12 protein-coding genes are annotated in these 13,597 nt (G+C 72.6%); 5 read left to right on the forward strand and 7 right to left on the reverse strand.

All coding sequences use genetic code 11. The features are described from left to right. Nucleotides 1-87: 87 nt before the first annotated feature. Nucleotides 88-543 carry a DUF2000 domain-containing protein gene (locus B9O00_RS27700; protein WP_085125972.1) on the reverse strand — a complete coding sequence of 152 codons (456 nt, stop codon included), beginning with the start codon at nucleotides 541-543 and terminating at the stop codon, nucleotides 88-90. A gap of 61 nt (nucleotides 544-604) precedes the next feature. Here B9O00_RS27700 and B9O00_RS27705 point away from each other — a divergent pair, with 61 nt between their 5' ends. The 3 genes from B9O00_RS27705 (at nucleotide 605) to B9O00_RS27715 (ending at nucleotide 2,612) form a co-directional block, all read left to right on the forward strand. Continuing rightward, a complete protein-coding gene (locus tag B9O00_RS27705; protein ID WP_085125973.1) occupies nucleotides 605-1,078 on the forward strand; it encodes a MarR family winged helix-turn-helix transcriptional regulator in 474 nt (157 codons plus the stop codon). 42 nt (nucleotides 1,079-1,120) lie between these two features. Beyond that, entirely contained in the window at nucleotides 1,121-2,017 is an 897-nt protein-coding gene (locus B9O00_RS27710) for a fatty acid desaturase (protein WP_085125974.1), read from the forward strand. A gap of 127 nt (nucleotides 2,018-2,144) precedes the next feature. Continuing rightward, on the forward strand, nucleotides 2,145-2,612 hold the full coding sequence (locus B9O00_RS27715; protein ID WP_085125975.1) for a DUF2231 domain-containing protein: 468 nt from the start codon (nucleotides 2,145-2,147) through the stop codon (nucleotides 2,610-2,612). Nucleotides 2,613-2,663: 51 nt separating this feature from the next. On the opposite strand, the gene B9O00_RS27720 is transcribed toward B9O00_RS27715, so the two are convergent. The 4 genes from B9O00_RS27720 to yajC form a co-directional block, all read right to left on the reverse strand. Then, on the reverse strand, nucleotides 2,664-3,035 hold the full coding sequence (locus tag B9O00_RS27720; protein WP_085125976.1) for an Mth938-like domain-containing protein: 372 nt from the start codon (nucleotides 3,033-3,035) through the stop codon (nucleotides 2,664-2,666). 65 nt (nucleotides 3,036-3,100) lie between these two features. Further along, nucleotides 3,101-4,033: a protein translocase subunit SecF gene (gene secF / locus B9O00_RS32760; protein ID WP_235017216.1), complete on the reverse strand. Its 933-nt coding sequence runs from the start codon at nucleotides 4,031-4,033 to the stop codon at nucleotides 3,101-3,103. Nucleotides 4,034-4,045: 12 nt separating this feature from the next. Beyond that, on the reverse strand, nucleotides 4,046-5,617 hold the full coding sequence (gene secD / locus B9O00_RS32765; protein ID WP_089229826.1) for a protein translocase subunit SecD: 1,572 nt from the start codon (nucleotides 5,615-5,617) through the stop codon (nucleotides 4,046-4,048). 48 nt (nucleotides 5,618-5,665) lie between these two features. Next, a complete protein-coding gene (gene yajC / locus B9O00_RS27730) occupies nucleotides 5,666-6,049 on the reverse strand; it encodes a preprotein translocase subunit YajC (RefSeq protein WP_085125977.1) in 384 nt (127 codons plus the stop codon). Between the two features lie 318 nt (nucleotides 6,050-6,367). Here yajC and B9O00_RS27735 point away from each other — a divergent pair, with 318 nt between their 5' ends. Next, the gene (locus B9O00_RS27735) at nucleotides 6,368-7,273 is read left to right on the forward strand and encodes an ATP-binding protein (RefSeq protein ID WP_085125978.1); all 906 of its coding nucleotides are present in this window, start codon (nucleotides 6,368-6,370) and stop codon (nucleotides 7,271-7,273) included. A 172-nt stretch (nucleotides 7,274-7,445) separates the two neighbouring features. Here B9O00_RS27735 and B9O00_RS27740 read toward each other — a convergent pair whose 3' ends face one another. Further along, the gene (locus B9O00_RS27740) at nucleotides 7,446-8,072 is read right to left on the reverse strand and encodes an exopolysaccharide biosynthesis protein (RefSeq protein WP_159460350.1); all 627 of its coding nucleotides are present in this window, start codon (nucleotides 8,070-8,072) and stop codon (nucleotides 7,446-7,448) included. 90 nt (nucleotides 8,073-8,162) lie between these two features. Then, entirely contained in the window at nucleotides 8,163-11,987 is a 3,825-nt protein-coding gene (gene putA / locus B9O00_RS27745) for a bifunctional proline dehydrogenase/L-glutamate gamma-semialdehyde dehydrogenase PutA (protein WP_085125980.1), read from the reverse strand. A gap of 256 nt (nucleotides 11,988-12,243) precedes the next feature. On the opposite strand from putA, the gene B9O00_RS27750 reads away from it, so the two are divergent. Continuing rightward, nucleotides 12,244-13,446 (forward strand): mandelate racemase/muconate lactonizing enzyme family protein, encoded by a 1,203-nt coding sequence (locus tag B9O00_RS27750; RefSeq protein ID WP_085125981.1) that lies wholly within the window; start codon nucleotides 12,244-12,246, stop codon nucleotides 13,444-13,446. Nucleotides 13,447-13,597 lie beyond the last annotated feature (151 nt).

Below are 13,597 nucleotides of genomic sequence, written 5' to 3' on the forward strand. Positions count from 1 at the left end.
CCAAGCCCGATAGGTCTTGCCCATGAACCGTAGTGAATCACGACCACTGCCGAGCGTCGAGACAAAGGCGCTTACTCGGACAGGCTCCTAGGCGCCCTGGCCCGCCGCCGGCTCGTTGGCCAGCAGGCGATAGCGCCCGACCAGCCGGCCGACCTTCCGGCGCTCGCCGTAGAGCATGACGCCGAGGTAGCGCAGCTCCGCGCCGGCGGTCGCGGCGACCAGGCTCCGGAACCGGCCGTAGTCCGTCGTCTCCTGGCCCTGCACCGGGAAGTCGACGACCTCGATGCCGGCCGCCCGCGCCTTGGCGCAGAGTCGCGGCAGGTCCTCGGCCGGCGCGCCGAGCACCGGGATGCCGATCGGGATCAGCCCGACGTGCGCCGTGCCGCCGGCGTCGACCAGCGGCTCGCCGATCAGCTGAGGCTGGCGGCCACCCAGGCTGAGCGCCATCACCGCGGCGGCATTGGCGGCCTTGCCCTTGGGCAGCGCCCGGTCGATCACCGCGACGCAGCGCATGGCCGCGTCCCCTTCGCTGTCCTGCTCCATGGCCGGATCCTCTTGCAGACAAATCTCTTGTATGCGAGTCTTTTGCATAGAAGGAGATGACATGCAAGAGATCGACGAGCGGCAAGGGAAGGGCGCGGCCTCGCGCGAGCGGCTGGAGGACTGCATCTCATTCCTGATCGGCAAGGCCGCGCAGCGGGTCACGCGCGACATCCGCGAGGCGCTCGACCCCTGGGGCGTGACGCCGATCCAGTACGCCGTGCTGGCCGCGCTCTGGGACGAGGACGGCCAGAGCGGCGCCCGCATCGGCCAGCGCCTGGTGCTCGACAGCGCGACCATCACCGGCGTGCTGGACCGCCTGCAGAAGGCGGGGCTGGTCGAGCGCAGCCCGGACCCCGGCGGCGACCGCCGGGTCAACCTGATCCGCCTGACCGCCCGGGGCCGCGCGCTGGAGGCGCCGCTCGGCCGCTGCATCGCCGCCTACAACGCCGCCCTGCGCGAGGAGCTCGGGGCCGAGCAGGCCGAGCGCCTCTGGCAGGCCCTGCGCCGGCTCGGCGGCTTCGCGGCCGGCCGCTGACCCGGCTTTGATACGCGGCCGGCGCCGTCCTAGACTGGCGCCATGCAACGCTTCGACGCCGAGACCGCGGCGGCCCTGAAGGCGCTCTCGACGCCCTCGGACCGGCGCGGCCTGCAGCAGGCCGCCGGGCACCTGGGGCTGATCGTCCTGGCCGGGGCTCTGGTCTGGACGACCCGCGACAGCCCCTGGGTGCTGCCGGCGCTGCTCGTCGAAGGCGTCGCCCTGGTCTTCCTGTTCTGCGCGCTGCACGAGGCGGTGCACTACACGCCCTTCGCCTCGCGGCGGCTCAACCGGGCCCTGGCCTGGCTCTGCGGCCTCGTCCTCCTGATCCCGCCGCGCTGGTTCCGGCATTTCCACCTGGCGCACCACCGCTGGACCCAGGATCCCGGGCGCGACCCGGAGCTGGCCGCGGCCAAGCCGCACAGCCTGGCGGCCTACCTGCTGCACCTGAGCGGCCTGCCGGTCTGGAAGAGCGAGATCGCGACGCTCCTGAGAAACGCCGCCGGCCGCAACGCCGACTCCTTCGTGCCGCCGCGCGAGCGGGCCGCCGTGACCCGCGAGGCGCGGATCATGCTGGCGGCCTACGCCCTGGTCGCGCTGCTGTCGCTGGCCCTGCAGAGCCGGGCCGCGGTCTGGCTCTGGCTGCTGCCGATGCTCGCCGGCCAGCCGGTGCTCAGGCTCTACCTGCTGACCGAGCACGGCGGCTGCCCGGCGGTGCCGGACATGCTGCGCAACAGCCGCACGACGCAGACCGGCCCGCTGGTCCGTTTCCTCGCCTGGAACATGCCCTTCCACGCCGAGCACCACGCCTGGCCGGCGGCGCCCTTCCACGCCCTGCCGCGCGCCCACGCCCTGCTGCGCGAGCGGATCGAGGTCCAGGCGCCCTCCTACCGCGCCGCCAGCCGCGACGTCTTCCGCGCCCTGGTCGCGTCGCGCTGAGCCGCCGCCGGCCGGCCGTCAGCTTCTCGTCAGCTTCTCGTCAGCTTGCCCGGCTATCCACGGCGTCCTCGGCCGGGGCCGTCCGCGGCCTGCCGGCCCCTCCCCGCCGCTTCGCCGAGGATCCTCGATGATTCCGCTTTCGCAGCTCCATCCGATGGTCGTGCACTTCCCGATCGTCTTCCTGCTCTGCCTGGGCGTCTTCGACCTGGTGTGCCTGGTGCGCGGCAGCTCGATCTCCGGGCGCAGCTGCACCGCCGCGCTCTCGACCGGCCTCGCGGTGCTGGCCGGGGTCGCGGCCGGGGTCACCTTCCTGCTCGGCGACATGGCCTTCGACATCGCCGTGGCCCACGGCATGCCGGAAGCCAAGCTGGAGCAGCACGAGGGGCTCGGCACCTGGACGGCGATCCTGGCGCTGACCTGGGCGGTGCTGCGCGCGCTGGCCTGGTGGCGCGGCCTGTCGCTCGAGGGCGGCCGCAAGCCGGCCGTGGTGGTGCTGGAGATCGCGCTGGTCGGGATGGTCGTGGCGACCGCCTACTTCGGCGGCAAGCTGGTCTACGACCTGGGCGTCAACACCGCCTGGGCCATGCGGGGCTAGACATCGGGGCGGCGCTAGGCATCGGGGGAGCCCGGCGCCCGGCCCGCTCCCCTACTCCACCGCGATCAGGGCGGCGCCGACGCGCCGCTCTTCGGCCATCAGCACGTTGAAGGTGCGCGCGGCGGCGCCGGTGTCCATCGGCTCCAGCACCGCGCCGCGCTCGCGCACCGCCTGCTTGAGCGGCTTCGGCGGCAGCAGCAGCTTCGGCCCGCAGCCGAGCAGCAACACGTCGAGCCCGGCCAGCAGCAGCGGCTCCAGGCTCTCCAGGGTGATCTCCGCGAAGGTCGTGACCGGCCAGGCCAGGGTCGCCTCGGGCGTCACCAGCACCGAGCCTTCGTGTGCGCGGCCCGAGATGCGGAAGCGCCCGGCGCCGTAGCGCTCGACGACCTGCCGGCCCTCGGGCAGTCGGGGGGTGATGTCCATGGCCCTCTACCTGCGCCGCCCGCGGCGCGCGCGCAAGGCGGCGAAGCGCCGCCCGCCGCGGCCGATCAGGGCTGCGCCGTCTCGGCGTCGGGCAGCGAGATGTCAGTGCGCCGCAGGCCGAAGTAGATCAGCAGCGGCGAGGCGATGCCGATCGACGAGTAGGTGCCGATCACCACGCCGTAGATCAGGCCCGAGCTGAAGCCGCGGATCACCTCGCCGCCGAAGGCGTAGAGCGCGATCAGGGCGAGCAGCGTGGTCGAGGAGGTCAGGACCGTGCGCGTCAGCGTCTGGTTGATCGCCGTGTTGAGCAGCGACGGCAGCGGCATCTTCTTGTACTTGCGCAGGTCCTCGCGGACCCGGTCGAAGACGACCACCGTGTCGTTGATCGAGTAGCCGGCGATGGTCAGCACGGCCGCCAGGGTCGAGAGGTTGAACTCCATCTGGGTCATGGAGAAGAAGCCGACGGTGGCGATGATGTCGTGCACCAGCGCGATCAGCGCCGCGGCGGCGAAGTGCCACTCGAAGCGGAACCAGATGTAGGCGGCGATGCCGAGCAGGGCGAGCACGGTCGCCAGCGCCCCCGCCTCGCGCAGCTCGTTGCCGACCTTCGGGCCGACGAACTCGACGCGCCGGTAGTTGTCCGCGACGTCGGTCAGCGCAGCCTTGACCCTGTCGATCATCGGCTGCGCATCGGCGGTATTGTCGCCCGCCGACGGCAGGTTGATCAGCACGTCGTCGGCCTCGCCGAACGACTGGATCGTCGCGCCGTTGATGCCGAGGTTCGAGATGCGGTTGCGGATGTCGCCGACGTCCGCCGCGCCCTTGGTCTTGAGCTCGATCAGGACGCCGCCGCGGAAGTCGACGCCGTAGTTCAGCCCCTGCCAGAAGAACGAGCCCACGGAGACGAGCAGCAGCAGCGCCGAAAAGGCGAGGCAGAGCCGCCGGTTGCCGATGAACTCGATGCCCAGGTCCGCGGGCACGCGCTTGATGAGAGCCACTGTCCGCGTCCTTTAGATCGCCAGTTCCTTGGGCCGCCGCCGGCGCAACCAGGCGACGACGAGCAGGCGCGAGATCATGATCGCCGTGAACATCGAGGTGATCAGGCCGAGCGTCAGCGTCACCGCGAAGCCCTTGATCGGGCCGGTCCCGAAGTAGAACAGCAGCATCGCCGCGATCAGCGTCGTCAGGTTCGAGTCGATGATCGTGGTCATCGCGCGCTTGTAGCCGGCGTCGATCGCCATCACCGGGCCGCGGCCGAGCCGCTGCTCCTCGCGGATGCGCTCGAAGATCAGCACGTTGGTGTCGACCGCCATGCCGATGGTCAGCACGATGCCGGCGATGCCGGGCAGGGTCAGCGTCGCCTGCAGCCCGGTCAGCGCCGCGAGGATCAGCACCAGGTTGGCGAGCAGGGCGACGTTGGCGAACATGCCGAGCAGGCCGTAGACCACCCCCATGAAGCCCACGACGAAGACCATGCCGAGTACCGAGGCGATCTCGCCGGCGCGGATCGAGTCGGCGCCGAGGCCCGGGCCGATCGTGCGCTCCTCGAGCAGCTTGAGCGGCGCCGGCAGCGCGCCGGCGCGCAGCAGCAGCGCCAGGTTGTTGGCGCTCTTGACGTTGAAGTTGCCGCTGATCACGCCGCTGCCGCCGAGGATCGGCTCGCGGATCACCGGCGCCGAGATCACCTTGTCGTCGAGCACGATGGCGAACAGCTTGCCGACGTTCTCGCTGGTCGCCTGGGCGAAGCGCTGGGCGCCGATCGAGTCGAAGCGGAACGAGACCACCGGCTGGCCCTGCTGGAAGGTCGCCTGGGCGTCGACCAAGTTGTCGCCGCTGATCATCACCCGCTTGCGCACGACGTACTGGCGGGTCTGGCCGCTGGCCAGGCGGTCGTCGGAGGGCAGCACCTCGGCGCCGGCCGGGATCGGGTCGACGCCGGGGCGCACGCCGTCGACGACGAAGCGGAAGGTCAGCTTGGCGGTCTTGCCGATGACCTCCTTGGCCTGCTCCGGATCGCCGATGCCCGGCAGCTGGATCAGGATGCGCTCGTCGCCCTGGCGCTGGATCGACGGCTCGCGCGTGCCGGTCTCGTCGATGCGCCGGCGGATCACCTCGATCGCCTGCTGGACGACGTGGGCCTTGCGCTCCTCGACCGACTTCTGGGTCAGGCGGATGCGCCCGGCGCCGTTGTCGTCGAGCGTGAAGGTCGCCCCGGACGCGAGCGGCGCCAGGCGCTCGCGCGCCGCGGCGACCTGGCCTGGATCGCGGATCTGGAAGACCACCGCGTTGTCCGCGGTCTGGGCGGCCAGGCCGGTGTAGCCGATGCGCGCCTCGCGCAGCTCGACGCGGATCGCGTCGACCAGGTTCTCGAGCTGCTCCTCGAAGACCGACTTGAGGTCGACCTCGTAGAGCAGGTAGGCGCCGCCCTGCAGGTCGAGGCCGAGGTTGACCTGCTGCCGGGGCAGCCAGTCGGGCAGCTCCTGCAGCTTGTCGCGCGGCACGAAGTTCGGCGCCGCGAAGGCGATGCCGAGCAGGATGACGGCCAGGACGGCGAGAAGCTGCCAGCGCGAGGTCTGAACCATGGATCGACGCCTTGGAACGCTTGGGCCTCAGGAACGCTTAAGGGACGCTCAGCTCTTCGCCTCGTCCTCGGGCTCGGCGGCCTTGTCGTCGGCCTTCTCCGCCTTCTTGCGGGCGGCCACGTCGGTCTTCGAGACGACCGTGGAGACCATCGAGCGCACGACCTTGGCCTTGACGCCCTGGGCGATCTCGACCTCGATCTCCTCGTCGAGGACGCGCGCGACCGTGCCGATCAGGCCGCCCGAGGTGACCACGCGGTCGCCGCGCTTCAGGTTGGCGACCAGCGCCTTGTGCTCCTTCATCTTCTTCTGCTGCGGACGGATCAGCAGGAAGTAGAAGACGACGAAGATCAGGACGAGCGGCAGGATGGTGACCAGCATCCCGCCCTGGGGAGCAGCTGCCGCGCCCTGCGCGTAGGCCGGAGAAATCAGCATGGCGACGTCGGTGTCCCTTTGATTGGTGGAGCGGCGCACCGCAACTGCGCGCTGCGCCCCGGGCGGACCGGAGGCGCGGAGCCCTGGTAAAGACGCGCCGGACTATAGCCGGGCGTTGCCGAATTGCAATGATAGCGGAAGCCGCCCCGGAAGCCGCCCCCCGAGCGTCCCGGGGCGCGGGGCCGGCCCCGCCGCCGGCGCCGCCCGGGGCGCGTTGACGCGCCCCCCGCCCTCGCCTAGCTTCCGCGCCGCCGCCCAAGGCCCCGGCCGGCGCCCCACGGGGCCCCGGGGCGCCCGAGAACCCGCCCGAGACACGCGATGACCGCCGACCAGAGTCCTGCCGAGCCCTTCCCCGCGGAGCCCCACGACGTCACCGTGCTGCTGGCGCGTATTGCCGCGGCGCTGGAGCGCCTGTCGCCGCCGCCGCCGCTGCCGACCGACCTCTTCGCCCATGCGGTCTTCGTCTGGGCGGCCGACAAGGGTCGGCTGGAGCCGGTGCCGGAGGTCAACCGCGTGCCGCTGGAGCTGCTCAAGGGCGTCGAGCGCCAGCGCGACACCCTGTTCGCCAACACCCAGCGCTTCGCCCGCGGCCTGCCGGCCAACAACGCCCTGCTGTGGGGCGCGCGCGGCACCGGCAAGTCGTCCCTGGTCAAGGCGGTGCAGGCCGCAGTCAACGAGGCTGCGCCCGAGGGCGAGTACCCGACGGTCGCCCTGGTCGAGATCCACCGCGAGGACCTGCCCTCGCTGCCGCGCCTGCTCGCCGACCTGCGCGCCGCCGAGCGCCGCTTCGTGCTGTTCTGCGACGATCTGTCGTTCGACCAGGAGGACGCCAGCTACAAGTCGCTGAAGGCGGTGCTGGAGGGCGGCGTCGAGGGCCGGCCGAGGAACGTCGTGTTCTACGCGACCTCGAACCGCCGCCACCTGATGGCGCGGGACATGATCGACAACGAGCGCTCGACCGCGATCAACCCCTCCGAGGCGGTCGAGGAGAAGGTCTCCCTGTCCGACCGCTTCGGCCTCTGGCTCGGCTTCCACAACGTCGACCAGCCGACCTTCTTCGAGATGATCGAGGGCTATGCCCGGCGCTACGGCCTCGACATCCCGCTCGAGCAGCTGCACGCCGAGGCCAAGGAGTGGTCGGTGACCCGCGGCTCGCGCTCCGGCCGCGTCGCCTGGCAGTACGTCCAGGACCTCGCCGGCCGGCTCGGCAGGCCGCTCGACTGAGGAGGGCGCGCCTAGCGTCCCCCTCACCCTCCCACGCTATCGCGTGGGCCCCTCCCTCTCCCCCGAGGGGCGAGGGTGGAAGCGGGCGCCCGATCGAATCCCTCGCCCCTCAGGGGAGAGGGAGGGGCCCGCGGCCGTCAGGCCGTGGGAGGGTGAGGGGTGACCTCGCGCCTCAGATCGGGATCGTGCCCGAGAAGAACAGCCAGGCCATCAGCCCCAGCGACCCCAGGGTCAGGCCGTAGCCGGCGATCACCCAGCGGCCGTCGGCCGTGGTCACGCCGACCGCCAGCACGATCAGCGCGCAGGCCGGCGCCTCGACGGCGAAGGGGAGGAAGGCCGCCGGATAGAACAGGGCGGCGTCGAGGATCGCGACCAGCGCGGCCAGGTAGCGCGCGGGCCCGCGCACCATGAAGCCCAGGCAGGGCCGGATGAAGCGGTCGAGTCGGGCGAGCTTCGGCTCGGCCCAGGCGATGCCCTTCTTCAGCGGCTGCCGCTCGAAGGAGAAGCCGGTCAGCCGGTCCGGCAGCCAGGGCTCGCGCCGGCCGATCAGCACCTGGCCGGCGATCAGCACGATCACCGTGCCGGTCGCCACGGACATGCCCGGGATGGCGCCGATCACCGGCAGCGCCGCGATCAGGCTCGGCACCAGCAGCAGCGGCCCGAAGGCCTGCATGCCGACCGCCTCAAGCAATTGGCCGAGGCTGACCGTCCGTCCCTCGGTGTTCTCGACGAGCCGGTGGACCAGCCCGCGCAGCGACTCCGCCTGCCGGACGCAGCCGCCTGCGTCTTTGCTCTCCACCAGGGTTCCCGGCTCCTCTGCTCGATACCGCCGAGAGAGTAAACGCCGGGTGCCGCCAAGGTTCCGCAGGCCGCGACCTCGGCCGACGCCCTACCCCTCCGCGTTGGCCAGCAGCGCCGCGTTGCCACCCGAGGCCGTGATGTCGACCGAGACGCAGCGCTCGACGGCGAAGCGGGTCGGCTCGTCGCCCGGATGGATCAGCGGCAGGATCGCGCCGGGCCGCTGTGCCGCGACGCGGCGCAGGGCGACCGCCAGGTCCCGCGGCCCGGCGACGGCCAGCGCCGTCAGGCCGGGCAGCGCCGCGACCGCGAGCGCCGAGGCCTCGTCGGGCAGGCCGACGACGGCGAGCGGGCTGCGGCCCTTGCCGGCCAGCGCCTCGGCGAAGCGCCGCGCCGGCCCGGCCTCGGCCTCCGGCAGGACCAGCAGGGTCGGATTGCCGAAGGCCAGCGCCCGCGCCGCCAGGGCCCAGGCCTCGGCCGGCTCGCCCTCGGCCGAGAGCAGGACGGCGAGCGGCCCGCGGCTGGCGAGGCGCAGGGTGTTGCGCTCGCCGGTCGGGCCCGGCAGCTCGGCGATCCAGCCGACCAGCGGCTCGCAGTCCTCGAGCGCGCCGCGCAGCGCCGCCGGCAGGCTGCGCCCCTGCAGCAGCGGCTCGCCCTCGAGCGCCAGCCCGGCGGCGCGGCGCAGCCGCTCGATGCGATCCGCCAGGTGCCGCCAGGCGCCGTGGTCGGCCAGGGTCGCCGCCAGGGCCGCCGTCAGCTCGGGCCAGGGCTGCGGCGCCCCGGCCGCCTCGCCCGCGGCGGCGGCCGGCGCAGGCGCGGCCGCGTCGCCGTCCCGCACCAGGAAGCGGCGCAGGTAGAAGGGGCCGCCGGCCTTCGGCCCGGTGCCCGACAGGCCCTCGCCGCCGAACGGCTGGACGCCGACCACCGCGCCGATCTGGTTGCGGTTGACGTAGAGGTTGCCGACATGGGCGCGGCCGACGATCGCCTCGACCCGGTCCTCGATGCGCGAGTGCACGCCCAGGGTCAGGCCGTAGCCGCGCGCGTTGATGCGCTCCACCAGGCTCTCCAGCTCCTCGGCCCGGTAGGTCGCGACGTGCACCACCGGCCCGAAGACCTCGCGCTCCAGCTGCTCGATGCCGTCCAGGCGGTAGACGCCGGGCGCGACGAAGGTGCCGCGCGCCGCGACCTCGGGCGGCAGCGGCGTGCGCGCGACCAGGCGGCCCTGCGCCTCCAGCGCCGCGCAGTGGCCCTCGATGTCGGCCCGGGCCTCCGCGTCGATCACCGGGCCGACGTCGACCGAGAGCGCCCAGGGATCGCCGAGCGCGAGCTCGGCCATCGCCCCCTTGAGCATGGTCAGCACGGTCTCGGCGACGTCCTCCTGCAGGCACAGCATGCGCAGGGCCGAGCAGCGCTGGCCGGCGCTCTGGAAGCCCGAGGCCAGGATGTCGCGCACCGCCTGCTCGGGCAGCGCCGTCGAGTCGACGATCATGCAGTTGAGCCCGCCGGTCTCGGCGATCAGCGGCGCCTCGGCCTTGCCGGCGGCGGCCAGCGCCCGGTGGATCGCCTGGGCGGTCGCGGTCGAGCCGGTGAAGCAGACGCCGGCCGTGCGCGGATCGGCGACCAGCGCGCCGCCCACGGTCGCGCCGTCACCCGGCAGCAGCTGCAGCGCCGCCAGCGGCACGCCGGCCTCGTGCATCAGCTCGGCGGCGCGGGTCGCGATCAGCGGCGTCTGCTCGGCCGGCTTGGCCAGCACCGCGTTGCCGGCGCCGAGCGCCGCAGCGATCTGCCCGGTGAAGATCGCCAGCGGAAAGTTCCAGGGCGAGATGCAGACGAAGGCGCCGCGCGCCTTCAGCCCCGGTCCGCCCCCGGCTTCCCCGCAGACCCGCTCCGTCTCGTTCGCGTAGTAGCGCAGGAAGTCGACCGCCTCGCGGATCTCGGCGATGGCGTCGAAGCGCGACTTGCCGGCCTCGCGGGTCGCCAGCGCCATCAGCTCCGGCGCGTTGTCCTCGTAGAGCTCGGCGACCTCGCGCAGCACGGTCGCGCGCTCGGCCGGCGTGCGCCGGCTCCAGTCGGCGAAGCCTTGCCCGGCGGCGGCCAGCGCCGCCTCGACCGAGGCCGCGTCGGCGTCGATCACCCGGCCGACGCCATCACCGTGGTCGGCGGGATTGAGGCGCTCCGCCCCCTCGTCCTCCGCCCCCTTCGCCAGGGGCCGCCCGGCGACCAGCGGCCGGCCCAGCCAGCGATGCCGCCGGAACGGCGCCATCGCCCCCTCCAGCGCCGCCAGGGCGTCGGGATCGGCGAGGTTCCAGCCGCGCGCGTTCTTGCGGCCGTCGCCGTAGAGCGCCGGCGGCGCCGGGATCGACCGGTTCGGCACGCCGCCCTGGCGCTCCAGCAGGTCGAGCGGATCGGGCACGACCTCCCTCGGCGGCACCTTGGCGTCGAGGATGCGGTGCACGAAGGAGGAGTTGGCGCCGTTCTCCAGCAGGCGGCGGACCAGGTAGGCCAGCAGGTCGCGATGCTCGCCGACCGGCGCGTAGATCCGGCAGATCCGGCCGCTGCGCGCCACCACCCGCTCGTGCAGCGCCTCGCCCATGCCGTGCAGGCGCTGGAACTCGAAATCGCGCCCCTCGGCCTTGGTGCCGCCCATCTCCAGGACGGCCTGCACCGTATGGGCGTTGTGGGTCGCGAACTGCGGATAGAGCCGCTCCGAGGCGTCGAGCAGCCGCCTCGCGCAGGCGAGGTAGGAGACGTCGGTCGCGGCCTTGCGGGTGAACACCGGGTAGCCTGCCAGGCCCTGGACCTGGGCGAGCTTGACCTCGCTGTCCCAGTAGGCGCCCTTGACCAGGCGCACCATGAAGCGCCGGCCGTGCTTCCTGGCCAGCGCGTCGAGCCAGTCGATCACCGCCGGCGCGCGCTTCTGGTAGGCCTGGACGACGATGCCGAAGCCCGGCCAGTCCTTAAGGTCGGGGCTCGCCGCGACCGCCTCGATGACCGCCAGCGAGATGTCCAGGCGCTCGGCCTCCTCGGCATCGATGTTGAGGCCGATGCCGGCGTTGCGCGCGAGCTGGCAGAGCGCCGCGACGCGCGGCACCAGCTCGTCCATGACCCGCGCCGGCTTGGTGAACTCGTAGCGCGGATGCAGCGCCGAGAGCTTGACCGAGATGCCCGGGTTGGCGCGCACGTCGTCTCCGCTCGAAGCCTCGCCGATCGCGGCGATCGCCGCGGCGTAGCTGCGGAAGTAGCGCCGCGCGTCGGCCGCGGTGCGCGCCGCCTCGCCCAGCATGTCGAAGGAGAAGGAGTAGCCCTTGGACAGCAGCGGCCGGCCGCGCTCCAGCGCCTCCTCGATGGTTTCGCCGAGCACGAACTGGCGGCCGAGGATCTTCATGGCCTGCAGCACGGCGCTGCGCACCACCGGCTCGGACAGGCGCTTGACCAGGCGGCGCAGCACGCCGGTCAGCTCCTGCCGGCTCGCCTCCTCGTCGAGGATCTTGCCCGTGAGCATCAGGCCCCAGGCCGAGGCGTTGACCAGCGCTGAGCCGGACCTGCCGACGTGGCGGTCCCATTCGCCTGGCGCGATCTTGTCCTCGATCAGCTCATCCATGGTCTCGGCGTCGGGCACCCGGAGCAGCGCCTCGGCGAGGCACATCAGCGCGATGCCCTCCTTGGTCGAGAGCCCGTACTCGGCCAGGAAGGCCTCCAGCATGCCCGGCCGCTGGTCGTCGCGGATCTCCGCCACCAGCCCGGCCGCGCCCTCAACGATCCGGTCGCGCTGCCCGCGGTCGAGGCCGAGCGAAGCGGCCAGGTCGGCGACGCAGGCCGCCTCGTCGGCGAGGTAGAGCCGGCGGACGCGAGCGCGCGCGGCGACGAGCGGGTCCGACGGCTGCGGGTCGGCGGGATCGGCGGAATCGAGGGGCATGGCGCAGGAGTCCTGGCAGCAGGGCGTCGGGTCACGCGACTCTGCCAGAAACCCGATAGGCCGTGGCCCTTTTGTCGGCGACCTTCCTGGTCCTAACATCCGGGATGATCCACATTTGCAGTCATTTTTCCCGCTATTACGGCGCATAGGCAGTCTGTTGACCGCCGAGGAGGACCGCAGGCCATCCCTTCCCCTTGCCCGATGCGGGTCTTTGGCGCGAGCCTGCCGCGCCAGGGCAGCAGCGGGGAGCCTCCCTTTGAAGATCACCGACGTCCGGACCTTCGTGGTCGGCAACCCGCCGCCGTCCTTCGGCGGCCGCTACTTCGTCTTCGTCAAGCTGGTCACCGACGGCGGGGTCGAGGGGCTCGGCGAGGTCTACTGCCTGCCGTTCCATCCCCGGGTCGTGGTCGCGATGATCGAGGACCTGGCCGGGCGCTACCTGGTCGGCCAGGACCCGACGCGGATCGAGAGCCTGTGGCGGCGGGTCTATTCGGCCGGCTACGGCCAGCGGCCGGACCTCTCGGTCGCCGGCATCCTGAGCGGCCTGGAGATGGCCTGCTGGGACATCCTGGGCAAGGAGACCGGCAAGCCGGTCCATGCCCTGCTCGGCGGCAGGGTCCACGAGCGCCTGAGGAGCTACACGTATCTCTATCCCGGCGAAGGCGAGACGGCGGACTTCTACCACGACGCCGAGCGCTCGGCGGAGCGCGCGGCCGAGTATGTCCGCCAGGGCTTCACGGCGATCAAGTTCGATCCGGCCGGCCCCTACTCGGCCTTCGACCCGCGCATGCCCGACCAGGAATCGCTGGCCCGCTCGGAGCAGTTCTGCCGGCTGATCCGCGCCGCGGTCGGCGGCGGCGCCGACCTCCTGTTCGGGACCCACGGCCAGTTCACCCCGGCCGGCGCCCTGCGCCTGGCCCGGCGCCTGGAGCCCTACGACCCGCTGTGGCTCGAGGAGCCGACGCCGCCGGAGATGCCGGAGCAGATGGCGCTGGTCGCGCGCGGCACGACGATCCCGGTCGCGGCCGGCGAGCGCCTGGCCACCAAGTACGAGTTCGCGCGCCTGCTCGACGCCGGCGCGGCGGCGATCCTGCAGCCCAACCTGGGCCGCGTCGGCGGCCTGCTCGAGGCCAAGAAGATCGCCGGCCTGGCCGAGGCGCGCTACGCCCAGGTGGCGCCCCACCTCTACTGCGGCCCGGTCGTCGGCGCCGCCAACATCCAGCTCGCCGCGACCCTGCCGAACTTCCTGATCCTGGAGTCGATCCAGACCTGGGGTGGCTTCCACGCCGAGCTGCTGAAGACGCCGATCCGCTGGCAGGAGGGCTACGTGCTGGTGCCCGACGCCCCGGGCCTGGGCGTCGAGCTCGACGAGGCCGTCGCCCTGGCCCATCCCTACGAGGGCGAGGAACTGCACCTGGACATGGCGCAGGACCCCGTGCCCTGGCGGCCGGCCGAATGAGCTGTCGGCCCGCCTTGTTTCCTCTCTCCGTCATCCCGGAAGCCGCTTTGCCCGGCAGCTCCGCTGCCGACGGCAAAGCGAGCTGTCCGGGATCCAGGGCCACGAGCCAGTGCGATACGGCCCTGGGTCCGGGTCGCAAGGCTCGCAAACC

It is taken from the genome of Tistlia consotensis USBA 355 (assembly GCF_900177295.1).
GTDB lineage: Bacteria > Pseudomonadota > Alphaproteobacteria > Kiloniellales > DSM-21159 > Tistlia > Tistlia consotensis.